At 58.0% G+C, this 23,295-nt stretch carries 24 protein-coding genes; 8 read left to right on the forward strand and 16 right to left on the reverse strand.

Annotation, left to right across the window (positions count from 1 at the left end):
* Positions 1-1,129, reverse strand: a 1,129-nt coding sequence (locus BCY88_RS36965; protein ID WP_404935762.1) for a cytochrome-c peroxidase, incomplete at its 3' end; no start/stop codon positions are given.
* A 4-nt stretch (positions 1,130-1,133) separates the two neighbouring features.
* Entirely contained in the window at positions 1,134-2,366 is a 1,233-nt protein-coding gene (locus tag BCY88_RS36970) for an alkaline phosphatase family protein (RefSeq protein WP_259461631.1), read from the reverse strand.
* A 367-nt stretch (positions 2,367-2,733) separates the two neighbouring features.
* Between BCY88_RS36970 and BCY88_RS36975 the strand changes: the two genes are divergently transcribed.
* Positions 2,734-3,294 carry a cysteine hydrolase family protein gene (locus BCY88_RS36975; RefSeq protein WP_120349028.1) on the forward strand — a complete coding sequence of 187 codons (561 nt, stop codon included), beginning with the start codon at positions 2,734-2,736 and terminating at the stop codon, positions 3,292-3,294.
* A 66-nt stretch (positions 3,295-3,360) separates the two neighbouring features.
* Here the strand turns inward: BCY88_RS36975 and BCY88_RS39705 are convergent, their stop codons facing one another.
* Together BCY88_RS39705 and BCY88_RS36985 are read right to left on the reverse strand one after the other, a co-directional pair.
* On the reverse strand, positions 3,361-3,930 hold the full coding sequence (locus BCY88_RS39705; protein ID WP_147408608.1) for a hypothetical protein: 570 nt from the start codon (positions 3,928-3,930) through the stop codon (positions 3,361-3,363).
* 209 nt (positions 3,931-4,139) lie between these two features.
* On the reverse strand, positions 4,140-5,039 hold the full coding sequence (locus tag BCY88_RS36985; RefSeq protein WP_120349030.1) for a LysR substrate-binding domain-containing protein: 900 nt from the start codon (positions 5,037-5,039) through the stop codon (positions 4,140-4,142).
* A 131-nt stretch (positions 5,040-5,170) separates the two neighbouring features.
* On the opposite strand from BCY88_RS36985, the gene BCY88_RS36990 reads away from it, so the two are divergent.
* From BCY88_RS36990 to BCY88_RS37000, 3 genes are all read left to right on the forward strand, one after another.
* Positions 5,171-5,803 carry an FMN-dependent NADH-azoreductase gene (locus BCY88_RS36990; RefSeq protein ID WP_120349031.1) on the forward strand — a complete coding sequence of 211 codons (633 nt, stop codon included), beginning with the start codon at positions 5,171-5,173 and terminating at the stop codon, positions 5,801-5,803.
* Positions 5,804-6,035: 232 nt separating this feature from the next.
* The gene (locus tag BCY88_RS36995) at positions 6,036-6,599 is read left to right on the forward strand and encodes a GNAT family N-acetyltransferase (RefSeq protein WP_120349032.1); all 564 of its coding nucleotides are present in this window, start codon (positions 6,036-6,038) and stop codon (positions 6,597-6,599) included.
* 288 nt (positions 6,600-6,887) lie between these two features.
* Positions 6,888-7,490: a hypothetical protein gene (locus BCY88_RS37000; protein WP_120349033.1), complete on the forward strand. Its 603-nt coding sequence runs from the start codon at positions 6,888-6,890 to the stop codon at positions 7,488-7,490.
* 95 nt (positions 7,491-7,585) lie between these two features.
* Here BCY88_RS37000 and BCY88_RS37005 read toward each other — a convergent pair whose 3' ends face one another.
* Positions 7,586-8,494, reverse strand: a complete 909-nt coding sequence (locus tag BCY88_RS37005) for a LysR family transcriptional regulator (protein ID WP_183081545.1) — start codon at positions 8,492-8,494, stop codon at positions 7,586-7,588.
* A gap of 104 nt (positions 8,495-8,598) precedes the next feature.
* Between BCY88_RS37005 and BCY88_RS37010 the strand changes: the two genes are divergently transcribed.
* Entirely contained in the window at positions 8,599-9,903 is a 1,305-nt protein-coding gene (locus tag BCY88_RS37010; protein ID WP_259461633.1) for an MFS transporter, read from the forward strand.
* A gap of 28 nt (positions 9,904-9,931) precedes the next feature.
* A complete protein-coding gene (locus tag BCY88_RS37015) occupies positions 9,932-11,257 on the forward strand; it encodes an arylsulfatase (RefSeq protein WP_120349036.1) in 1,326 nt (441 codons plus the stop codon).
* 59 nt (positions 11,258-11,316) lie between these two features.
* On the opposite strand, the gene BCY88_RS37020 is transcribed toward BCY88_RS37015, so the two are convergent.
* Together BCY88_RS37020 and BCY88_RS37025 are read right to left on the reverse strand one after the other, a co-directional pair.
* Positions 11,317-11,826: a nucleoside deaminase gene (locus BCY88_RS37020; protein ID WP_120349037.1), complete on the reverse strand. Its 510-nt coding sequence runs from the start codon at positions 11,824-11,826 to the stop codon at positions 11,317-11,319.
* A 44-nt stretch (positions 11,827-11,870) separates the two neighbouring features.
* Positions 11,871-13,229 carry a nucleobase:cation symporter-2 family protein gene (locus tag BCY88_RS37025; RefSeq protein ID WP_120349038.1) on the reverse strand — a complete coding sequence of 453 codons (1,359 nt, stop codon included), beginning with the start codon at positions 13,227-13,229 and terminating at the stop codon, positions 11,871-11,873.
* A 171-nt stretch (positions 13,230-13,400) separates the two neighbouring features.
* Here BCY88_RS37025 and BCY88_RS37030 point away from each other — a divergent pair, with 171 nt between their 5' ends.
* On the forward strand, positions 13,401-14,315 hold the full coding sequence (locus BCY88_RS37030) for a LysR family transcriptional regulator (protein ID WP_120349039.1): 915 nt from the start codon (positions 13,401-13,403) through the stop codon (positions 14,313-14,315).
* 116 nt (positions 14,316-14,431) lie between these two features.
* Here the strand turns inward: BCY88_RS37030 and BCY88_RS37035 are convergent, their stop codons facing one another.
* From BCY88_RS37035 to BCY88_RS37065, 7 genes are all read right to left on the reverse strand, one after another.
* A complete protein-coding gene (locus BCY88_RS37035; RefSeq protein ID WP_120349255.1) occupies positions 14,432-15,052 on the reverse strand; it encodes an alpha/beta fold hydrolase in 621 nt (206 codons plus the stop codon).
* A 154-nt stretch (positions 15,053-15,206) separates the two neighbouring features.
* Complete coding sequence (locus tag BCY88_RS37040) at positions 15,207-15,536, reverse strand: TfoX/Sxy family protein (protein WP_120349040.1); 330 nt, start codon at positions 15,534-15,536, stop codon at positions 15,207-15,209.
* 42 nt (positions 15,537-15,578) lie between these two features.
* Positions 15,579-16,103, reverse strand: coding sequence for a P-loop nucleotide/nucleoside kinase family protein (locus BCY88_RS37045; RefSeq protein WP_120349041.1), 525 nt, complete (start codon positions 16,101-16,103; stop codon positions 15,579-15,581).
* 168 nt (positions 16,104-16,271) lie between these two features.
* The gene (locus BCY88_RS37050) at positions 16,272-16,724 is read right to left on the reverse strand and encodes a hypothetical protein (RefSeq protein WP_120349042.1); all 453 of its coding nucleotides are present in this window, start codon (positions 16,722-16,724) and stop codon (positions 16,272-16,274) included.
* A gap of 468 nt (positions 16,725-17,192) precedes the next feature.
* A complete protein-coding gene (locus BCY88_RS37055) occupies positions 17,193-17,483 on the reverse strand; it encodes a hypothetical protein (protein WP_120349043.1) in 291 nt (96 codons plus the stop codon).
* Between the two features lie 351 nt (positions 17,484-17,834).
* A complete protein-coding gene (locus BCY88_RS37060; RefSeq protein ID WP_120349044.1) occupies positions 17,835-18,329 on the reverse strand; it encodes a GNAT family N-acetyltransferase in 495 nt (164 codons plus the stop codon).
* Positions 18,330-18,445: 116 nt separating this feature from the next.
* Entirely contained in the window at positions 18,446-19,348 is a 903-nt protein-coding gene (locus BCY88_RS37065) for an amidase family protein (RefSeq protein ID WP_120349045.1), read from the reverse strand.
* 363 nt (positions 19,349-19,711) lie between these two features.
* Between BCY88_RS37065 and BCY88_RS37070 the strand changes: the two genes are divergently transcribed.
* Complete coding sequence (locus BCY88_RS37070; protein ID WP_120349046.1) at positions 19,712-20,350, forward strand: nitroreductase family protein; 639 nt, start codon at positions 19,712-19,714, stop codon at positions 20,348-20,350.
* Positions 20,351-20,396: 46 nt separating this feature from the next.
* Here BCY88_RS37070 and BCY88_RS37075 read toward each other — a convergent pair whose 3' ends face one another.
* Positions 20,397-20,702, reverse strand: a complete 306-nt coding sequence (locus tag BCY88_RS37075) for a DUF6881 domain-containing protein (protein ID WP_259461634.1) — start codon at positions 20,700-20,702, stop codon at positions 20,397-20,399.
* Positions 20,703-21,271: 569 nt separating this feature from the next.
* Positions 21,272-22,519 carry a GGDEF domain-containing protein gene (locus tag BCY88_RS37085; RefSeq protein ID WP_259461635.1) on the reverse strand — a complete coding sequence of 416 codons (1,248 nt, stop codon included), beginning with the start codon at positions 22,517-22,519 and terminating at the stop codon, positions 21,272-21,274.
* Positions 22,520-23,295: the final 776 nt, after the last annotated feature.

A 23,295-nucleotide genomic window follows, 5' to 3' on the forward strand; every position in this document is an offset into this window, starting at 1 on the left:
GCGTAAGCGGCTCGTCGGTGGTATCGACGTTCACGCGCAGCGCAACGGGCAGGTCGTTGAATTTATCGACTCTGCCGTGTGCGTCTTTCGGGTACCACTTCGCCGGATTCGTGTCGCGCTGCACGTAGAAACGCAGCGCGTCCTTCAGCGTATGGAAGCGGCCATTGTGGAAAAACACCTGCCGCGTTGCTGTATTACGCAGCGACACTGACTTGAAAAGTCCGCAGTTGCTCGTGTCGCTCGACTGGTCGGTGCGCAGCGGCCCGCATAGACCCATATCGAAGTACTTCGGGTCTGCATTCGCACGCAGTTCCGGATTGCGCGGCACACCGAGCGCCTGAAAGTTGAAGTCGGTGAAAAGCGGATGCGAGCCGTCGACACCCACCTGGTCGATGTGACAGGAGGCGCAATTGCCACCCGCCGGGTCATCGAACAGTTTCTTGCCTCTCAACTCTTGTGCCGTCAGTTGGACCTTGCCGTCGAGGTAGTAATCGAACTTGCTGGTGTAAGGATGGAAGCTCGGGTCTTCAAGCTCGAAACGCTCGATGGCGTACATCGCCTGGGCGAACGCTTTCGTACGGTCGGCGAAAATGTTCTGACCGAACACTTCCCTGAAACGTGCGGCATATGGCGCCTGCTCCAGCTTCGCAAGCACGGCCGCCGGATCCTTGTTCGCCATCTCGTCCGGGTTGAACAGCGGGAAGCTCGCCTGATCGTGCAGGCGGTTAAAGCGCCCGTCCCAGCCGAAGCCGCCAACCGGCGCGTTGTCCGTCTCGCTCAGCCGCTCGGACAGGCTCGCTGCCTGCGCGTGACTCCACATCGGCGTGCGGTTCAGCACGTAGCGCAGGCTTGGCACGGCGCGCGTGCCTTGGCGGTGCATGTCGGGCCCACCGAATTGCGCGGCGAGCCCGTTAGGCGGCCCGTACGCGTGCGACGGGCTATGACAGCTCGCGCACGACATCTTGCCCGACGCCGACAACGACGCATCGAAGAACATCAGCTTGCCGAGCGCCGCGGCATCGCTGTAGACGGGCGGCGCGCCGTTCGACGCCGCGCCCGCTGCCATCGGCAGGAGCACAGTGCCCGCCAGCACAGCGCGCACTGCGAATCGCGTAGCGAAAGCTATCATCGGCTTAAAGGTTCGTGAAGATGTCGTTGCCGAACCCGACCAGCCCGGCCTGCCCCGCGTAGCCCAAATGCCCCAGCTGGAAGATGTCTTCAATGCTCTTGAGCATCGAGTAGTGGTTGTACTGCACCGTCGACACCGTACCCGGCTTGATGAACTTCGAGATCATCACCGCTCCGGTCTGATCGCCGCCAAAGCTCTGCTTGGTCAGATTGATGGTCGCGCCCTTGTACGACAGCGACGAAGTCTGCGGAAACGCCGGCAGATTCGGTCCCGGCTGCTGGCTGCAGCAGGTCGTACCCGAGAACGTGAGTTGCGTTTGGCCCGCCGCGGGTTGGGTCACTGACGCGTAGCTGCTTTCATCGAAGTTGATGATCAGCAGGCCGTCCTTCTGGAACGCCGGCGAGGCGGTGATAATCGGCACCCACTTCTGCAGGAACGCGTTCGCGCTCGTCAGCCCACCCGGCTGGCCGTTCACGCACGGCGAATCGTGACCGTCGTCGCACAGATCTGGCGTAATCAGGTTGAAGTTGGCGGTGGTCGAGATCGACTGCAGATCGGTCGTAAGCTGGTTCAGGTTCACGACGTTCTGGCCGCAATCGGGCGAGTCGATGATCGAATGGAAGTACATGAACGGGTTGTGACGCGTCGCGTACTGATCGCCCTGCGGAACCGCCGCGCTCGGCGCTTCCCCAACCTGCGTGAGGTCGGTTGTATTGAGCGTCGGATGACCACAGGTGGCGGCTTCACGCGTCGGGTCGTTGCCCATATCGTCCTCATAGCCCTTCCAGGTCAGGCCAGCGGCCTTTAGCTGGTCGGGCAGCGTCTTGACGCTGGCCGGGTACACACAGCCCGAGCCAATCGCCTGGCCGTCCGGCGTCATGCCGGTGAGCGTGAAATCCTGATAGATCGGGCAATCGTTATCCGTTTCCGGCGTCGGCGCCTGACCGCTGATCATCGAGATGTAGTTGTCGAGACTCACGTGGCCCGTGCCGTAGTACTGCTGCACTAGCGCGCCTTGCGACACGAGCGTCTGCGACAGATACGGCGCCTTGCTATTCGCGCCGAACGTGGTCGCGTAGTTTTCGTTTTCGAGCGTGATAACGAAGACGTGCTGAATCTGCTGCTGTCCGGTCTGCTTGAGCGACGAGGATGACGAGCCGCACGCGGCGACGACAACGCCAATCAAGGCAGCAGAAATGGCAGCGAAAAGTGCGCGCATCCAGGTGCGTTTTGACATTCGGTTCCCTTTTGATTGTATTTTCATGATCCGATCAAATCGATACACGTTTAATTTATTTTGTATACCGAATTAAATTGGATTGAATCGCTGAATCTGCAATTATCCTTGCGACTCGTTGGTGCCAAAACCGGTGTATCCCGCGACCGGGATCGCTGGTTTAGGTGCATGGCGAGGCTAACACGGCGCATTCAAGCGCATGTAGTCCAACCCGACTAAGGGGAAACGACGAATGCCTGGGTTGAGCACCATGCAGCCGCCTCGCGAACCCGCGTACGAACGTCCGTTGAACGTATCCAGTCGGCCTGTCGTGCTACAGTCGGCAGATCCCGTTAACATAGGTTTCTTTGTCGAAAGGTATCGGCTCATGACTACGCTAGCCAATCGCTCCAACACCGCACTTGTCGTTATCGATCTTCAGAATGACGTCGTCGCGAACGTATATCGGCGTCGTGAAGTACTCGACACTGTCAACATGCTTGTTGCACGGGCACGCAGTGCACAGGTACCGGTCGTTTGGGTTCGCCATGCCGACGAAGACCTGAAAGCGGGTAGCGAAGCGTGGCAGATCGTTGCCGAACTGGCTCCGGCACCGGGGGAAGCGATCGTCGAAAAGAACTATCGTGACGCGTTTGAAGACACCGATCTGGAACAGGTGCTATCGAGGTTGGGCGTTGGCAAACTCATTGTGACGGGTGCACAGACGGACATGTGCATTCGCTCGACGCTGCATGGCGCACTCGTACGCGGCTATGACGCGATTCTCGTCGGCGATGCCCACACGACGGAAGACATGACGCAATGGGGCGCACCGCCGCCGGATGGCGTAATCAGGCACACCAATCTGTACTGGAGCAATCAGCGAGCACCGGGTCGCGCGGGCGGCGTCATCGAGAGCAAGGACGTCGATTTCGCGCTCTACGGTTGATGAGGACGGTGCACGGCCGGTTGACTCAGTGAATCGGCGCGAGGGTCGGCTCGGTCGAGCTCGCGTCTAATGAAACACGATTGCGCCGTTGTTCGCACACATGGCAAAGGCCTTCATCCAGTCAGCATAGGATTCGCGAAAATCCACGTCGGGAAGTTGCGTCGCCTGATCCTGATACTGAACGAAATCCTGGTGAACCTTTTTGCATACCTCTGGACCGATCACGCCTTCTGCGTCCGAGAAATTGATCAACTCCCAGAAAGGCCCGTGATCCAGTTTCCACACTGTCTCGTCGTACCGCGATTCGGTCACACCATTTCGAACGGACAAACTCGGCTGGTATCCCGCGAGCTTTGCCAGCCGATTTCTCCATTCGTTGTAGCCGGAATACGAGCCTGCTCTAAAATCAAAAGAAGAGCTGAAGTGGTACACCTTTCCACTCTCAAGCCCACGAAAACGTTCGGGAAAATCGACCGGAGACAAGACGACCTGACTGTTTCCCTGTGGTATCCCGTCAGATGCAACAACAGGTGATTCGACAATCGTTAGTCCGCTGTATGCGGTGACATCGAGTCCGGCGTGTGCCACTGACGCAAACAGATAAAGAAACGAGGCTAGAAAGACTGTTTTTTTCACGATGAGTCCGCAGATCTGGCTAAGGTCGGGCACCCGCCCGTTACCGTATTAACGGCTCTGCGGACAGATACTGAAGAGACCATGTCGCCCCTGGGCTGGCGAGTGATGCGCCCCTTCACACCCGCAGCCATGTCCCCTTTCGGCATACACCGGTCTTTGATCGACCTCCCACGGCAGGCCCTATCATCCAAAGGATGATCATCGTCGGGTTAAGCGCGAGGGGGTTTTGCTACTGCCTGATTGCGGTTTCCCGCCCCTGTGCGAACAGCGACTTCGTCGAAAATCGTCTCGGCGAATTCGGCAGCAACCGGCATCTTTGTATCGTACATCATGACGAATTCAATCTCCGGCAGTTCCGGCAGACCCTCGGAGACACCCAATTCGCGAAGCTCGTCGCCGATCGCGTTACGCGCCACCGGTGCAATAGCGATGCCGGCTCGCACAAATGCCTGGATGCCGGTGATACTCGGACTTTCGCATGCGATTCGATAAGGCATGCCGGCTAACGCGAGCGCCTTGACGGCTGCCTCCCGGTACGGACATGGATTAGGGAAACACGCGAGCGGCACATCACCTTCGGGCAGGGGTTCGTGACGGGCAAACGCCCAGACGAGTGGCTCCCGCCACAAAGTCGCACCTTTGTCCGAGTGCGAACACCGGCTACCGATCACGAGATCGAAATCGCCGTTTGCGTGCCGTCGAAACAGGCTCTCGCCAATGTCGACTGTCAGATCCAGCAGCAAACCACGGCGCGCAACGCTATAGCGGCGCATCGCATCAGGAAGCCAGCCTCCCGCAAAGTCCTCCGATGCACCAATGCGCAACTTGCCACCGAATACGTCGGCAGGTCCCAACCTGGCCCGGGCTTCCTCGCTCAGATTGAGCATTGCACGAGCGTATCCGAGCAACGTCTGACCATGCTCCGTGAGCGCGACGCTACGCGTATTGCGCACGAGAAGCGCGCGGCCGATCTGTTCCTCCAGACGGGCCACCTGGGCGCTAACCGCGGATTGACTCAGATTCAGTCTGCGACCCGCACCAGTAAAGCTCCGCACATCGGCGACGGCAACAAACGTATGAAGTAACGCGGTGTCGAGGGGATTGTCCATTAATCACTGAACCGGGTTAATTTAACCAATTAATATCGTTTCTAAATTATAGGCCAACTCGATACGCTGTGAATCACAGTAGGCGAGCGCGCATCCTGCGCCCCGCCGCCCCCTTGGTAAGGAAGGGTTTCATGACACGCGTGCTCTATATCGAAGGCTCACCCAACAAGGAGTATTCGGCATCCATCGAGGTGTGCAATGCATTTCTCGATGTGTACCAGCGGGCGCATCCCGATCATGTGATACAGAAGCTCGACATATGGGACCTGGAGATGCCCGAGTTCGATGGCGACGCCCTGGCCGCCAAATACGCCGGGCTGAGCGGAGCAGCCTTGACGACGGCGCAGGCGGCGGCATGGCAGCGTATCGAAGAACTCGCGGCGCCATTCCACGAAGCGGACAAGTTCCTGTTCGGCGTGCCGCTATGGAATTTCAGCATCCCGTACAAGCTTAAGCATCTGATCGACGTGATCTCGCAGAAGGACGTGCTGTTCACGTTCGATAGTTCAGGTTTTGCGGGTATGTTGCGTGGAAAAAAAGCGGCGGTCGTCTACGCGCGCGGACTCAGCTACACGTCGCCGGGTTCATTTACGCCGGCCAGCGAGTTCGACCTTCAGCGCCCCTATATGGAAACCTGGCTCAAGTTCGTAGGTGTGGAAGACGTCGCCGGCATTGTCGTCGAGCGTACCTTGTTCGGCCCAGACGGAAAGGCCGATCGAAGTAACGCGATCGAAGAAGCTCGCGCGATCGCACGCGCGTTCTAACCCTGTCGAACTTCGGCGCAATGCGGGCCGCCTGACTGAATTCAGGGCGTGCATTGCGCCGTGGCACTACACCGGGTAGCCATACTCGACGCCAGGCATTCGCTGAGGCGTCGGCGCACGAATGCTATGCTGCACTTCCGCGATTGCCGTTGCGGACCATTTTTTGTGCTTTTTCTCAGGGACTTTCCGAACCTTTCCCGGTCTTCTCTCGCACTCAACACCGATCGAATCCATGAACCGTTCTTCTCCCACACCACCCTCCTTCACCCTGCGCGAACTGCAGCGCGAGGAACTGGTGCGGGTCTGGACTATCGACCGCAGCGAGGTAATCCATCATCTGTACCGTCTGAAGAACGGGCAGTTGGAACGTTACCCCGAGTTTTACGACATGCACGGCTGGCCCGACGGCGAGCCGGAGCACTACACGCCGCTGCTGCTCGACTGCTACGACCGCGGTGGCTGGTGCGCGGGCCTCTTCGATGGCGAGCGGCTGATCGGCGCGGCAATCGTCGACAGCCGCCGGCTCGGTCCGAACGCGGACATGCTGCAATTGAAGTTCCTGCACGTGAGCTGCGCGTATCGCGGCCATGGCGCGGGCCTGCAGTTGTACCGCGCGGCGCAGGCACATGCGGCGCATGCCGGTGCTCGACGCCTGTATGTGTCGGCAACGCCTTCCGAGCGCACGGTGGATTTCTATCTGCGGCTGGGCTTCGTGCCGAGTCCACAGCCGGACCCGGCGTTGTTTGCACTGGAGCCCGAAGATATACACATGGAAGGCCCAGCGCTCGAGCGCTAGCGCGCCGCCCTCACACGGCAATCACCCGTGCAGCACCGGACATTGCCTCGCGCTATGTCAAACATGCAATGGTCGTTCATGATTCAGTCTCGTTACCTCTTCTTTTAATGTGACTGATGAGCGGGCATGCGTTGTTCTGCCCGATTGCCTTAAACATGGTTAGCCTTAGTCACATGACCTGTCTTGACAATCGTATCGAACCTCTATAATCGCACTTCATTCGTGGACGCAAGGAAGATGGTATGCCCGCTGTATTCTTGAAGCGCACGTTGACGTGGTTTATTCCTCATGTTTAGAAAAATCGTGCCTTTGGCCTTGGTCATCGGACTCGCAAGCTTGCCTCTCCGCGCAGAAAAGCCGGCATCGTTTGCGATCAATATCCTGGAGAAGGATGCCGGTAACGTCGGAGACGATGGCTGGGTAGCATCAGAAAACCTTATGGGCGATTTCACTGCGAGCATGCCTGGGCTATACACCGCTGACGTGAGAGTATTTTCGCCTTCAGCCGGCGAACCTGAGAAACCTCTCTCGCTTGAAACCATGTTCGCGACATCCAGAACTGGAGTAGAAGTCCAGGTGACGCGGCTTCAGTACGTAGACTCAACTCAGGCGAAGGCCCGCTACGACAAGCTGGAAAACGAGCCGCAGGTGCAAAATCGCTTCGGGGTGAAGGGATTTCCTGCATTCCAGTATGAGAACGTCCGAGCGGACAATTCGCATACTGAGGTATCGCGATTCATACTGGTTCAGAGCGACATATTCTGGATGCAAGCAGAGGGCTCAGACGGCGCAGAAGTCAGGAAAATCGCAAATCATGCCTTTGATTCGATTCAGTTCTATGAGCAGTCGCCGCGTCCCAGAATCGCAAGCCCGGGCGTTCAAGCAAAGTAGCTGGCCTTCAGCCATTCGTCCACGTCGAAGTCTCTGGCAACGATCGCAGAAATTCACCCCAAGCTCCAGAGCCCGTCTCGTCCACAGCGAGGCGGTCAAGACTTTCCTGGCCCAGCCGCTTCTTCCACCAGTTGCTCCACGAACGTAGCAGTCAATGGAGAGAGCGTCCCATTTTTCCTCATCAGGCACGCAATCTCACGCGGCCAGTTTGCACGGGTGGCCGATAGCACCTGAAGCCCCAGTTGCTTCGCGATCGGCCAATGCTGTGTGCTGCAAATACCTAGCATGTCGGTGTTCGCGATCAGGTAGAACACCCCCATTGGCGAACTGTAGTTGCTTTGGACCTGCACTCGTGGGCCGTCGAGGCGGTGCTTCAGAAAGTACGCGTCAATCTGTTGCCGGACCGATACGCTCGGACTCGGCAAAATCCACGGGTAGCGGCTCAAGTCCTGTGGCGTCGCCGCTGTTTTCGACGCAATCAACGGGTGCTCTTTCCTGCATACGACCGAGGTAGTTTCATTCAGCAGGGGGACAGCGCGCAAGTCTTCCGGCATGTCGACAGGCATGGGCGACACCGCCACGTCGATATCGCCTTCCAGCAGCGCCCGAATCAGCGTGTCGGACAGCTGCACTGTCAGATCCAGGCGCAGCGCTGGACGCTTCTTGAGTAAGGACAGAAACGCTCGATCCACCAGCGGCTCAGTCGCCGGGGTTGCGCCGATTCTGACTTTTGCCAGCTCGCCCGAATAGAGCTCAGCGATCTGCCCCAAGGTAGCTTCGTACGCGGCACGCAGTGTCACGGCGTGTCGCTGAAACTCGATGCCGTATCGCGTGAGCTGCATGCCTTTGGGTGAACGCTCGAATAGAGACACACCGAGCTGCGACTCCAGCCGGCGGACGGCCTTCGTCAACGCGGGCTGGCTAATGCCCACCTGGGTTGCAGCGCGATGCAGCAGCCCAGTCTCCGCCACCGCCAGAAAATACGTCAGGTCGTCCAGGTTCACGATAACCAATGGTTATTGAATGCGAAGCAAGTATGCTTGCTCTGTCATTTTTCGCTGTCAATACTTCTTTCACTTTGCACTCGCAAGCGGGAAGGGATATGGAGATGGCGAACGCAGCAAATCGGGCGGTCGTCGCCGCGACTGACCAACGGCGGCGCCTGCGCCGGGTCGTCATGGCAGCTACGATCGGCACCGCGCTCGAGTGGTTCGACCTGGTGGTTTACGGATTCTTTGCGGTTGTTATAGCGAAACTGTTTTTCCCCACCGAAAGCGAGCTCACGTCGCTGCTTCTGGCGCTCAGCACGTTCGGCGGTTCCTACCTGATGCGACCGCTGGGTGCGCTCCTGCTCGGCTCGTACTCTGATCGCGTCGGCCGGAAAAAAGGCCTCACGCTCAGCATCGCGCTGATGGCAGTTGGTACGCTGATGATTGCAGTCACGCCGTCATACGCCTCCATCGGTTTGGCAGCGCCGGTCATTGTCGTGGCGGGCCGGCTCATCCAGGGCATTTCCGCTGGTGGCGAGTTCGGCGCGTCCACCAGTTTCCTGGTTGAACACTCGCCACGCAGTCAGCGCGGGTTTTACGCAAGTTTCCAGATGGCCGCGCAAGGCGGCACCGCTGTCATCGCCTCGCTCTTCGGTACGCTGCTGACTCGCTACCTCACGCCCGAACAACTCCTGAGCTGGGGTTGGCGCGTTCCGTTCGTCTTTGGTCTGTTGATTATTCCGGTCGCCTATTTCATTCGCCGACATGTCGACGAGACGCCGGTTTTCGTCCAGGACACTCACGCAGGCAGTCCGATACGCGAAACGTTCTACGACAACAAAATGCGACTCGTACTCGCCATCGGCATCTATGTGCTCGTCACGGCCTCGTCGTACGTGATCATCCTGTACATGCCGACATTCGCGATCAAGCAACTCCATCTCGATCCGTCGCTAGCGTTCGCGGGAACGCTCCTGATGGGCGGGATGCAGATGATTGCCTGCCCCATTGCCGGCGCGATTGCCGACCGGGGCGGCCGCAAGCGTGTCTTGCTGTTTGCGGCCGTCACGCTGGGTCTCGTCGTCCTGCCGCTCTTCGCATGGCTGATCGCCAGCCCCTCCCCTGCCGTGTTCATTGCGATCTGCGCGATCCTCGGTCTGATTGTCAGTGGATATCAAGGACCGATGCCCGCCGTTCTCAGCGAACTCTTTCCAAGCCGCGTGCGTACTACCGGCCTCGCGCTCACCCATAACCTCGCTGTCGCGATCTTTGGAGGCTTTGCTCCTCTCGTGCTGACCTGGGGTATGAGCGTGACCCAAAGCAAGTTCGTGCCGGCGGCATACGTGACGACGGCGGCAGTCATCAGCGTCATCGGTCTACTGATTTGCATTCGCAAATTTGGCGACGACAAGCCCACTGAATAAGCTTGATATTCCACCTGCAGACAGAATCATGAACACCAAACCTAACATCGTTCTTATCGTTGCAGACAACCTGGGTTGGGGCGAACTGGGTTGCTATGGCGGCGGTAAGCTCATCCGCGGCGCAGCAACGCCACGCATCGACGCGTTGGCGCAAAGCGGCATGCGCCTTCTCAACTACAACGTTGAAAGTGATTGTGTCCCAACGCGCAGTGCGCTGATGACGGGCCGGCATCCGATTCGCACCGGCGCATTTCAATCGGTTCCGCCGGGGCTGCCGCAAGGGTTGAAACGCACGGAGTGGACGCTCGCCGAAATGGCATCTCAAGCAGGCTACGCCACTGCGCATTTCGGAAAGTGGCACCTGGGCGACGTGCAGGGCCGCTTCCCTTCCGATCGCGGGTTCGACGAGTGGTACGGCATTCCACGCACCACCGACGAGACCCAGTTCACCACTTCGATCGGCTTCGACCCTGACGTCGCGGATATCCCTTACATCATGGCCGGCAAGAAAGGCGAGCCGTCGACGAATGTGAAGGCGTACGACCTCGACACCCGGCGAACGATCGACGAAGAACTGGTCGAGAAGTCGAACGAATTCATTCAGCGAAACGCGCGGGCTTCAAAGCCCTTCTTTCTTTACTTGCCATTGGTTCACCTTCATTTTCCGACGTTACCGCATAAGGACTTCGATGGCGTAACTGGTATGGGTGAGTTCGCCGATTCGCTTGCCGAGATGGATTTCCGGGTTGGGCAGGTGGTTGATCAGATCGACGCGCTTGGGCTCGCCGACAACACCTTGTTCATCTTCTGCAGCGACAATGGTCCGGAATTTCGCGCGCCTTATCGCGGCACGGCCGGCCCGTGGACGGGTACGTATCACACCGCGATGGAAGGCAGCCTGCGCGTGCCGTTCATCGCACGTTGGCCCGGCAAGATTCCGGTCGATGTCAACAATCAGATCCTGCACGTAGTCGATCTGCTGCCGACCATCGCAGAGGTGATTGGCAGCACGCTACCCGAAGACCGACCGATAGACGGCGTCAGCCAGCTCGATTTTCTGACGGGAAAGAAACCGGTATCGAACCGTGAAGGCTTCCTCTTCTACATCAAGGACGAATTGCGTGCGGTGAAGTGGCGTGACTGGAAACTCCACTTTGTCTGGGAACCCTATGTCAATGCCGGAGCGAACAAGCTGGAATCGCCTTACCTCTTTCACCTGATTCAGGATCCGAAAGAAGAGACCGATATTCTGGTGCGTAACACCTGGGTGCTTGGCCCCATGCTGAAAATGGTCAAACAGTTCAAGGAAAGCGTCAAAGCGCATCCCAATACGCCTCCCGGCGAACCCGACTGATGTGGTCAGTCAGGTTCGGTGCTTGCAGTTTTCCTCTTACGACGTCGACATGTTATGGACTACTCCCAGAACCCATGATGTGAACACGCCGCCTCGTCTTCGAGAACTGGACCGACAACCTCGACACTTCGTTGACCGCGCAGAAATACTTCGCGGCATGGCAGAGAGAACGTCGGGTTCTCAGGATGTCCCCCCGTGAGCCCCAGCAGCCGATGTTCGGAAAGGGCATAGACGACGCGTCCGATATTGCACCAATAGATTGCGCCCGAGCACATGCAACAGGGTTCGGCACTCGTATAGAGCGTGCATCGGGAGAGTTGCTCCGGTGAGAGCAGACGCGCGGCTTTAGCCGCCGCGACCAGTTCCGCGTGCTGGGTCGGGTCGCCCTGCGGCGGCATCGAATTGTTGCCGGCTGAAGCTACGATGTTGCCATGCTCGTCCGCCACGATCGCCGCGAACGGGTGGCGCCCGTTCCGCCTCGATTCGTCGGCCAACTCAATCGCGGCGCGCAGCAGCGCTGCATCACGTTCGTCGAGTTTCGCCGGTTCAAAAGCCATTTCTGCATTCATTGGAAATTCTCCGCTGTTTTCGTTTAGTGGATGGGGTCGGTAGTTCAATGCGCTTCCGTGCCGGCGCCACCGGGGATCGGGTGCGGCGTCTCATATGCGTTCGTCTCACGCCGGCCGCGGTTGAGCAGGACGTTGAGCAAGATGGCTGAAATTGCGCCGAGGAAGATGCCGCTATCGAGAATCAGCTTCGCGGGTCCGCTGACGTGAGCGAAAAGCGCGGGAAAGGACATCGGCAACACGCCGACGCTCACCGACACCGCAACAACGATCGCGTTGCGCGTGCCGTCGAATTTCACACGCGACAGTTCCTGAATGCCCGCCACGGTTGTCATTCCAAACATCACGATTGCGCAGCCGCCGAGCACGGGCCGCGGCACCGACGCAATCAATGCGCCAAGCTTCGGGAAGAGTCCCATGACGATCATGATGACGCCCGCTGACGCGACAACGTAGCGGCTTTTCACGTTCGAAAGAGCGATGAGACCGGTGTTCTGCGTGAACGCGTTGTATGGGAAGCTGTTGAAAATGCCGCCGAGCATCGTAGATAGTCCGTCGGCGCGAAAGGCATTGCCGAGCGTTGTCTGCGTGGAGGCGCGGCCTATGATCGTGCCGATGGCGAGCACGTTGCCCGTGGTCTCCGCCATGATGACCAGCATGGCCAGTGCCATCACGAGAATCGGCGTCACGGCGAAACGCGGCATCCCGAACGCGAATGGCGCGCTGATCTCGAACCACGCTGCGTTGCCGACGTGCGCGAAGCTCGTCATACCGCACGCAGCCGCGATGATCGTGCCGACGATCAAACCGATCAGCACCGACAGATTGCCGACGAATCCCTTGAAGCGCGCATAGACGAACAGCGTGACGCCAACCGTTGCGAAGCCGAGCAGAAGGTTGGCGGCGGAACCGAAATCCGGTGCGTCGGGGTTGCCGCCGCCGAGCCAGATCGCTGCGGCAGGCATCAGCGAAACGCCGATGATAGTAATGAGGCTACCGATCACCACGGGCGGAAAGAATCGCAACAGTCGACTGAATACGGGCGCGATGAGGACCGTCAGCGCACCGGCGGCAATCACCGACCCGAACACGTGCGCGAGGCCGTATTGTTTGCCGATCATGATCATCGGCGCGATGGCGATGAACGAGCAGCCCTGGATCAGCGGCAGCCGCGCGCCGAACTTCCAGATGCCGATCGTCTGGATCAGCGTTGCAATGCCGGAGGTCAACAGGTTGGCGTTGATTAGCGTGACCATCTGCTGTTGTGTGAGGCCCAGCGCGCTACCGAGAATGAGGGGCACGGCCACAGCACCCGCGTACATCACCAGCACGTGCTGCAATCCGTAGCTCGCGAGTTGCCGCAGCGGCAATATCTCGTCCACCGGATGAGTGCTTCGCTTGCTCATGAATGTCTCCTGATTTTCATAATGGACCGGGCGCGAGGAGCCGTGACACCCGAGGGAAATCCCTCGTCCGTTGCGGCTCGCCATGCATCGACCGGTGCGCCATAATCCATCACACTTCCGATGAAACCAAATGATCATCCATCGGTTTTTTCAATACATCAGGTAAGCGCAATGCGCTATTCACTCGACCAGCTTGAGATATTTGCCCGCGTCGTGAAGACGGGCTCGTTCTCCGCAGCGGCGCGCAGCATCGGCAAGACACAATCGACCATTAGCCTCGCGATCTCAAACCTGGAGGTGGATTGGGGATTACCGCTCTTCGACCGCACAAGCAAACTGCCAGTGCTCACGCCTGCCGGCAGGAAACTGTTCAATGAAGTGGAACTGGTGCTGGAGCGTTGTCTCGATCTGGAGTCGCACGCGAACGATCTCGGAGAACTGGTCGAGCCCAGGCTCACCCTCGCGATCGAGGTGCCTTATAACGCGGTAATGCCGGTGCTCACCGACTTTTCCGCGCAGTTCCCGAACGTCGATCTCGATGTTCGCCATCCCATTCACGGCGATGTGAATGACCTGCTTCTGAAAGACGAAGTCGATCTGGGCGTCGCGTTTGCCCAGCCGGCATATCCGCGCGATTTCGGTTTTTCTCAGATGGGGAAGCTGATTCTCGCGCACGTTGCGCGACGCGGGCATCCGCTCACGCACCAGAAAAACGTGAGCTTTGCCGAGTTGCGCTCACATCGCCGTCTGGTTTTCAGTGCCCATAACAACACGCTTCCCAGTACGGAATACCTCGACTCGGCGCGTTGCTGGCAGGCAGAAAGCTACCTCGCGCTTCTCGAGATGACGCGAGCGGGTCTCGGCTGGACGACGCTACCGCGCCAACTGATCCTGCGCGAGCTGGAGGAAGGCGAGTTCGTCGAACTGCAACTGGCCGCCTATCCGCACACAGACTGGCTGGTCGGCGTCGACCTGATCTGGTCGAAAGCTCGTGTACTCGGCAAGGCGGGCGCGTGGCTCAAGTGCCGGCTGCAAGACCACAAGGTCTATGAACTCGATCGCAACGGCAACTCGACTACGCTTTAGCGACACCTGTCTTGCGAACGATGCTTTCGCACCAGGTGCGCCATAGGACCATTGCGTATCGATTGAAGCCGTCTGCTGCAGACCAGCTACGCGCCGAGGACGACAGCACGCTGCTATTAGCTGCAGTCGTCGCCACGCAGATGGGCATCGACCTCGGGGGCCAGCCGCAACGCATGGTCACGCGCGAGATCGTGATTTCCGCCGGAGATCACTTGCAGGCGTGCGTTGGGAATCAGCTCGAGCAATCTCCGGCCTACTGCAACGGGACTGTATGGGTCTGCATCTCCCCAAAGCAGGAGCACCGGCTGGGCAATTTTGCCTAGCTCGCTCGTGAGGTCGGATCTGAACGATACAAACCACTCGGGAAAGGTGGGGTTGGCATTGATAAATCCCTCACGCCAGTCTTGTGCGCCCAGTTCACGCGTATCGATTCCACCGGATGTCACCGCCAGAACCAGATGCGTGACCAGGTCAGGTTTTTCCAGTGCCGCCCGGATCGCGATGACACCCCCCATAGACTGGGAAATGAGAGCAGTCGGTTGATTGATGTGGGATACGACTTGCCGAACAAGGTCATCGAAGTTGTTGATATCCGGGGCAGGCGGCTCCTGGCCAAACCCTGGATATCCAAGGATCACCTTCTCGGCGTTGATCGATAGCTGATTCGCTAGCGGCTGCCAGAACGCGGTATTGCCAGAAGCTCCGGGCAGGAAAAGCAGTTTCGACGGTGTACGCAAGCGCTGTGTCTCCGTGGCGATATGAACGCAGGATCGTTGATTATCGCCGAGCATGAAGCTTCGCGTTGGGAAGCAACTTGCGGCGAACGATCATCAGGATACAAACACCAGCCGATGCCACAATATTGACCGTTGGATAAAACGCAACGTCACGCTATTTCGCGGGCAAAGACCTGACAAACGTGAGAGCCGAGTTCAATAATTTCTGGCGTAGCGCGTCGTTTCCATACACCTCCGGCGCGACCCGTACCCAGCCGTGCATTCGCCGGCCGCGCGAGATCATTGGAACGATGCCAGGTATCTCGAGCGCCCAGCCGTCATTGTCCTTACCCAATCGCACCAGCATTCCATCATCACGCGCACCGCACAGGAGGTTGCCATGCGCCAGCCATGCCCAGCCACCGAACATGGCCTTCTCCGCGATGTCCGGCACCGACCTCAGGTCGTCGTTCAATAATTCTTCCAGACCTCTATCACGCGCCACGTCGTTCTCCTACTCGCCGTTCGATACGGACTCGCTCAAACGCTAAGCCATTCGAGTCTCTGGAGGTATCGTCGACAACTGACGAGTGATAGTTTCGACAGCCTGCTCAACTGAAACGTTAGCTGTGTCGACTACAAGATGCGCTGAATCCCATGCATCGTACTGACGTTCAAGCACACCTTGCCATGTCGGCAGCTTGTGGCCCGGTATATCCGCCTGGCGTCCCTCGACCCTCAGACGGTGCGCCGTCGCATCGGAACAAATCAGCTCAATCTCGAAGATGGGCACACCGGTTTCGCGCGCCACACTTCTCCAGGCGTTGCGTGTCACATGCAGCGCATTGACCGAGTCCGCGACAACGGTCAACCCGAGGCGCAAATTGTCTTTCGCCACTGCATATCCGGCGAGATAGCCGGCGGGTCCGATATCCACCTCGCCGCTCCCGGATGCGATAAACGCCTGTTCCAGGGTATCGATACGCAGATAAACCGCGGCGAGCTTGCGAGCGAGTGCTTGCGCTACCGTTGTCTTGCCGGTGCCCGGTAGTCCTGCGAAGGCAATCAACATTTTCGACGCTCCCACCCTATCGAGTTTGGTCTGATTGTCGCGGATTCCCGCCGCGATCTCCAGTGGGCAGTATCGGCCGCACTGAGACGGACGAAAACCGTCTCAGTGGACGCATCTTCGACGGATTCGGCAGCGCTGTTCTGCTACTCGCTGGCTTTTCTCGATCGCCTAGATGGATGCCGCGGCGGCGTCTCTTGATGCAGTGGCGCTTTCCGACGACCCGCTTCCACGTTGTGAAGCGTTTCCGGTAGCGATGGGTTCTCCTGCTCGCTGCGCCACCTCTTCTGCGAGCAGGTTCGCCGCATGGCGTGCGGTGATGCGGCTTTGCGGAACGCCCTTCGCATCGAGTGCAATGACCTTGTACAACTCGCGGTCGCATTCGAGTTCCTGCTGATATTGTTCCGCCGTATCCACCAGCAGTTCGAGGAGCGTCTGACGACGCCGTCTTTCCTCAAGCGTGATGGAAGGATTCCTACATATCGAGGACGCAAGTGTGATCATCGTATCCAGTTGACCCAGGTGCCGGTTGCATAAATCGAAGGCGGAAAGGGCAAGCTTTTCGTACTGGAGTGCGTCGACAGGCGGGCGCGAAGCGGGTTGGTTTTTGGTGGACTTGCTCATGGTGCGATCTCCCTGTTACTTCTCGGATCGCCCGACACTCGCTGAGAAGGGGTGAGCGGGCACGAAGCGGGTTAGCAGACCGGGACACAAACAAACCGGCGAGCCTTGCGGCTCCCCACCAAGGCCCGCCCATTGAAATATAGACGTGCAGAGGTAGACGCACGACCCGCCTGAGCGGGTGTGCGGTTTGCGTCGCAGGCTGCTAAACCTGGTCACCGGGTGTTTCCCGACGACTTGATAATTATAAAGCAGCCAACCAAGGCTGACTTCAACCTTGTAGGCTAATTGTTTGATTTGGCCGAACGGATGAGGAGACTTAGGACGCGGCTGGCGAGGGTACCGTCGCAGCCGTCAGGAAGAGGTCAGGGTGAAAAAAAGACCGCCGTCCATGAGGGCAGCGGTCTTTTTTACGTGGGAGGCAAACGAGCAACTCGAACACTAGCGCCTCATTGTCATCCTCAATTGCTGCTATTGAGCAGCCGGGGACACTGTGCTCGGGGTTGCTAGCGTATTGTGACTCCCGGGAAGGTTGGTGAGGGACGTCGCGTTATTCGGCAGGCCCGAATTCGACGGCGCGTTGCTCATGCCGCTATCCGAGTTGGCGGCGCCAGGTGTGCCGTAGCCACTCGTTGCATTGGTGGCCGCAGCGGGCGACACGGTGGTCGGGGTGGCCAGCGTGTTGTTGGCCTGCGCATAAGCGCCGCCCGACAGCGCGAGTGCGGCGACAGCCGCGATTAATGTGCTGATTGCCTTGTTCATGACCGGCTCCTCCTTAATTGGATTGGAATTTCGACACAAACGATCCATTCGTATTTCTGCATAGCCACATACAGTGCGTCGACAGTGCAAAATCGAGTGCATATCACGTGATCTCAATTTTAGGAAAGCGATCGCCGATCATTAAGCGCATTGTTCGCAACGATCTATTTCAATTTCCGGAATTACCGGTAATGGGTGGCGGTCCCCAATCTCGGGAACCGCTCTGGGGCATGCGTTAATAGCGTATGTCATCGATTTTTTATGCAACTTCAAGTTGCGATGCGACGAAAGCGTCATCCGATTCAATCTGCATGTCGGTGACTTCAACTTTCGCCGTCGTTGGGTCGAAAGCTATTGGGCGAGTTTCTCGTACAGTGACCAGACATAGCCGTCGGATTTCAGTCCTACGCGAATAAAACCAAGCGACTCGTAGTAGGCGCATAGCTTCGCATTCTGGACATCGCAATCGAGGCGAACAAAACGCCGGTTCACGCTGCTCACCTTGTTGGCGCACCAGTCAAGCATGAAACTCCCAAGACCGAGCCCGTTAAAACCGTTTCTCACACAAAGCCCGTGCACATAACCGGCGATCGGTTCTTGCGGCCCCCAGTGGCTGTCTTCGCCAAAATCGAGCGAAAACGTTCCGACAAACTCGCCATCCTGCTCGACGACATACACGTCTCTTTGAGTGACATTGTTGAGTACCCACTTCTCGGAAAATCCATCCCCTTCCTTGCCCCACACATAATCGGAATGCGTCACCTTCTTTGCGTGTGCATCGTTACGGATTTTCGTAAGAGCCGGTACATCCGCTTCTCCTGCCATACGGATGATTCTTCTTGTCATCACTTATCCCTTTGACAGCGACCAGAGAAAGAATGCTAACAGCAGCTTATCCGGGCCAGCGTCCCGCCCATGGCGCGGATTGCTCCAGTTCGTAAGCCAACTCGAAAAGCATCCGCTCATTGCCGCGACGGCTGGCGAAATGACTGCCGATCGGCAGCCCGGAGGGTGACGTAATTCCTGATGAATTCCTCGCCGTCCACAGGTAGCCGGGCCTCCTCGACTCGGTGGCCTAAAGCCCGGCAAAGGTGCGCCGTACGCTCAATTTCGGCTTTGACAGACGCGGTGGGTTCCTGCCCGTAAAGATCTCTGGTTGCAAAACCGATCGTTCGCCGTATCGAAGACGGGCCCGAGATGAAGCCGATTGGCGGTAAGGGCGCTGCCGCATCCTGCCGCTCGTTCCATGCGAACAGACGAGCGCTGTCACGGACAGATCGGCTGACGCAATGCTCGACCCCCACATCCTCTGGACGGGTACCCGCTCCGACCGTGCGTCCACGGCTCGGCTTTAAACCAAATACACCACAGCATGAGGCCGGGATGCGGATCGAACCACCACCATCGCTGGCGTAGGCGATGGGCAGCATTCCTGAGGCTACGGCAGCGCCGGCGCCACCTGAAGAGCCACCGCTCGAATGGTTCAGATCCCACGGGTTGTGGCATGCACCCAATAAGACGGATTCGGTCGAGGCGTTCAGCCCGAACTCAGGCGTGTTGGTCTTTCCCAGGACCAGAAAGCCGGCCGCGATCGAGCGCGCTACGCTCGGCGTTGTCCCGGTAGAGATGTGATTGGCGAAGAGCCGCGAGCCGGAGGTTCGGCGCGTTCCCTTCAGGTCGGTGAGATCCTTGATCGCGTAAGGTACGCCCTTGAATGGGCCATCCGGCAACGGGCCTTTCGCGGCAGTTCTCGCCTGGTCGAAGAGGGATAGAACGATCGCGTTAATCCTGGGGTTCAGCGTTTCGATGCGCGCGATCGCGTCTTCCAGAAACTCCGACGGTGTGGCCTCGCCTTTAGCGATCATCTCGGCCGGGCGGTGGCGTCCTTTGGCACTTCGCAGAGTCGACGGAATCGGAGGGAAGTACGCCCTGAAATCCGCAGGGAAACTCACTAGTGTTTCATTGTTGACGATCTACAGCGCGATGTCGAACGACCCAAACTGGCCGATCTTGCCCGCCCGCAATTGTGACGAGCAGACAGGTTCAGAGAGTGGTTCCGCTGGTGCTTGCTTGCCTGTCAGCGAGCAAACGCTCTTTACGTTAGGATGTCGGCAAATTTGTATTTTCGGCTGCGTGTATGAGAGGTGAGCAGAGGCTATGTCGTCGTCCGCTGATCTTGAAACGGCGGTCCAATACCGACATCCAGGTTCACACCGAAAGGAAACGTAATGACAACAGTAAATGAAAGACTGGCGTGGCGCTATGCCACCAAGAAGTTCGATGCGACGAAAACCGTGCCTGCGGATAAGCTTGAACGTATCGTTGAAGCGGTGCGTCTGGCGCCTACCTCAAGCGGACTCCAACCGTTTGAGTTGTTCGTAATCAGCAATGCGGACATCCGCGCAAAGATTCGGACCGTGGCCTGGGACCAGGCGCAAGTGACCGACTGTTCGCACCTGCTGGTATTTGCTGCATGGGACGACATCACTGCTGACCGCGTCAATATGATGTTCGACCTCACCAACGAAGTCCGAGGTTTCAAAAACGAGGGTTGGGAAAACTATCGCCAGATGTTGCTCGGTATCGTTGCCGATCGAGGAACGGAGGCGAATTATCACGCCGCCGCGCGGCAAGCTTACATTGGCCTCGGCGCTGCCTTGATTGCAGCGGCTTTCGAAGACGTTGACGCCACGCCGATGGAGGGATTCGACCCGGCGGCGGTCGATGAGATCCTCGATCTGAAATCGAAGAACCTGCGAAGCGTTGTCATGCTGCCGCTTGGGTATCGGGCAGCCGAAGGGGATTGGCTTGTGAACTTGAAGAAAGTCCGGCGTAGTCGAGATAACTTCGTCACTGAAGTGAACTGAAACGGCGCGGAATGCGACTGACGGGCGATTTGGTTCGGGTGCCGTCTCAGGCAATATGATTGCTATGCGGCACATTGATACGCCACAGAGTCTCGAATGCTTGCAGCGTCAATTCGTGCGCTTCGAACTGCGGATCGGTGTTTATCGCAGTCAACGCGGGCACCGCCTGCAGACCGAGTTGTGTTCCCAGCGTCGCGCTCTTTTCGTCCGCAAACCCAACTCGCCCATCGCGAAAGAATTCAAGCTTACGGATCTCGTAGCGATTTCGGTCGAGCAAGGACACCAGACGAACTGGTTCCGCGACAAAATCGTGCTTCCACGCGACGTCGATTGCGATCAAACCGTCTTCCATTCCCCATTCTCCGCAAGCATCGAAATAGCTCCCATTGACGCTCCGGACGCATCAACCAAGTGCGTTTTCGCAGCCACACTGTAAATCGAGCGTGGCGTTCAACCATGCCAATGCATCCTCACCGGTACCGGACGAAGCAGACTATCGCGGCAACGAGAAGGACCGCGCTGATAAGCGAGAGACCCGCGGCCTGCACAAGATCGTAATGATATTGGTAATGAAAGGCGGTGGGATCAGTAGCGAGCGAGATGGTACTAAAACCCCGACTGCCTTTCGGGATCACGCCGCTTTCAGACGCCCTATAGGTGACGCGCCAGTCCAAGTAGGCGAGCAAGCCAAAGAAGACTGCACTTCCGCCAAAAATGTGCGGCCCCTTATTCTTCATGTAAACCCTCTCTTAGTGGAGTATGCATCCACACGTGTGCGCCAAACACCGCAAACGGAACCGCTACCGCGTCCAAGACATCTTTTGCAGAACCACGCGATAGCCGTCGCACGTAACAATACGCCCGCCTGGCACCATGGCAGCGGCAGCATGGAAAACGCCACCATGCACCAGCCGAGCGTGCCTACTCCGAACCCTGTTCAACCCTGTCTTGCGACAGCAGATCGTCTGCACTCCTGGTCGCGCGGTGAAAGCACACCCTGTTGCGTCCCGAACGCTTTGCCTCGTAAAGCGCGTTGTCCGCTCTCGTACTAAGGTGATCAAGAGTCTCTCCCGGTCTCCAGTTAGCTATCCCGCCGCTGACGCTATATGTGCAAGGCCCAGTAGCCGTGATCACGGGCTTTGCGCTGACTGCGGTACGTAACCGCTCCGCGAGCCGTTGCACATCGTCTGGCTCGGTTGCCGGCAGTAGCACAGCAAATTCCTCGCCGCCCAAACGCCCGAACACGTCGCTACGCCTCAGCTCCATCTGAGTCACGCGGACAAATTCGCGCAGCACGGTATCTCCGCCAGCATGACCGAACGTATCGTTGATCGACTTGAAATGGTCGAGGTCGACGATCAGAAGCGAGACGGGCGAACCGTTCCTGCCCGCTTCGCGCAACCGCGTCCGTGCGATGGCTTCGAAGCCCTTACGCGAGAGCGCCCCAGTAAGGAAGTCCCGGTTCGCGGCCTCGCGTGCATCAGCAAGAAGTACGTTGTGCACCATCATCATCGCGGACATCGAAAGCGTCGGCATAATTGCGGCCGCCGCGACAAGCAATATCACACTGCCCGTGGAGGCGAACATCTGCGGGCTCGACACGCCGTCCAACGTCATGAAATAGATTCCTCTCGCGACCTGGCATATAGCAAAGAGGAGTGCCATCACAGCCGTGACCCAATAAGGATAGGCAGCGCGCCCAGATGGACGGTGGCGGAAAACAAGAAGCGAGATCGCGAGGCAAACCACAGCACCGAACAGTGCTGTGACAAGCACCCGAATGGGAATGCTGTCGAAGGCGTAACGCCAGTAGACAAGCGCAGCACCAAGCGGTAAAAGCGAGGCGGTCAGCACAGGCCAGTGGGTCGGACGCCCTAGAAAACGTGCGCAGCCAGCGTAGTACGTAACAGCTGACAATGCCATCAACATGTTCGCGGCAACGACGGACAGGGTATCTGGAATCTTGCCACGCATCAGGATCAACGCCAATGCAATGACCATCCCGAGATTAGCGGCGAACCATTCACGAACGCCGGGTATCCCCGACAGAAGCAGGGAACCGAGCAGCACCAGCAATACCGTGCTCATGAGTGCGGATGTGGCGATAGCCACTGCGGGATCTAGCATACGAGTGACATAGTCCGGAAACAGGCAAACAGTCAGAGCCAAGTCCACTGGTTGTGGCGAGCCCTCCGCGTGTTGCCGCGCGGTTTGTCAAAAAGGTCACCGGCGCCGATTCGTCATGAGGCGACAGCATATCGGCGATTGTCGGCGACCTATGCACCGATGTCGAACGACCGAACCAGGCCGTCAATGGACAGGCGGGAAGACGGCCGTTCGACTTCCTTAAAATAAACGGGCACCCAAAGAAGTCTAATGGGTGGAATGGGAGCGCCTTAGGGAAACGCTGATTTACTCACCTGCTCACCCCACAGCCCCTTATTGGATCGTGACCGATCGCGTGAAATCAACCTTCAATCAGCGCTTTCTTAGGCACACAGTCATTAACGGCAGGCACTACTGGAACTTTAGCCCACGCAAAAAAGGCGAGCATTTACCTAAAGAACTGAAGCGCTTGACTACATAAACTTCAGCAACATCTGACAGCAGTTACCCTTACTCCTAATTTTTCATTGTTTTATGATTTCCGGTCGAATTAATATGAAAAATTGTAGGAAAGCCAATCGTGAGCAGGGGCAAGTTGCGCGGAGATCTGGAGTCCATCATGAAGTGCGGCGTGCTGTACATCCTGCTTACACTCTCAGGCTGCTCGCTGACTCAGGAAAACCCAGCTCCGGTCTCGTTTTCCGATAGCGGCGCCCCTTTTCTGTGTCTGTTTGAACCGCTGCACTGGTAAAACGGTCGCATCTTCTCGTCGATCTCTCGCCTCACTGCCACGTGTTCGCCGAGACCGAATTTGCGGATTGTCGACGATCTTCATGTCA

It is taken from the genome of Paraburkholderia fungorum, assembly GCF_003610895.1.
Lineage (GTDB): Bacteria > Pseudomonadota > Gammaproteobacteria > Burkholderiales > Burkholderiaceae > Paraburkholderia > Paraburkholderia fungorum_B.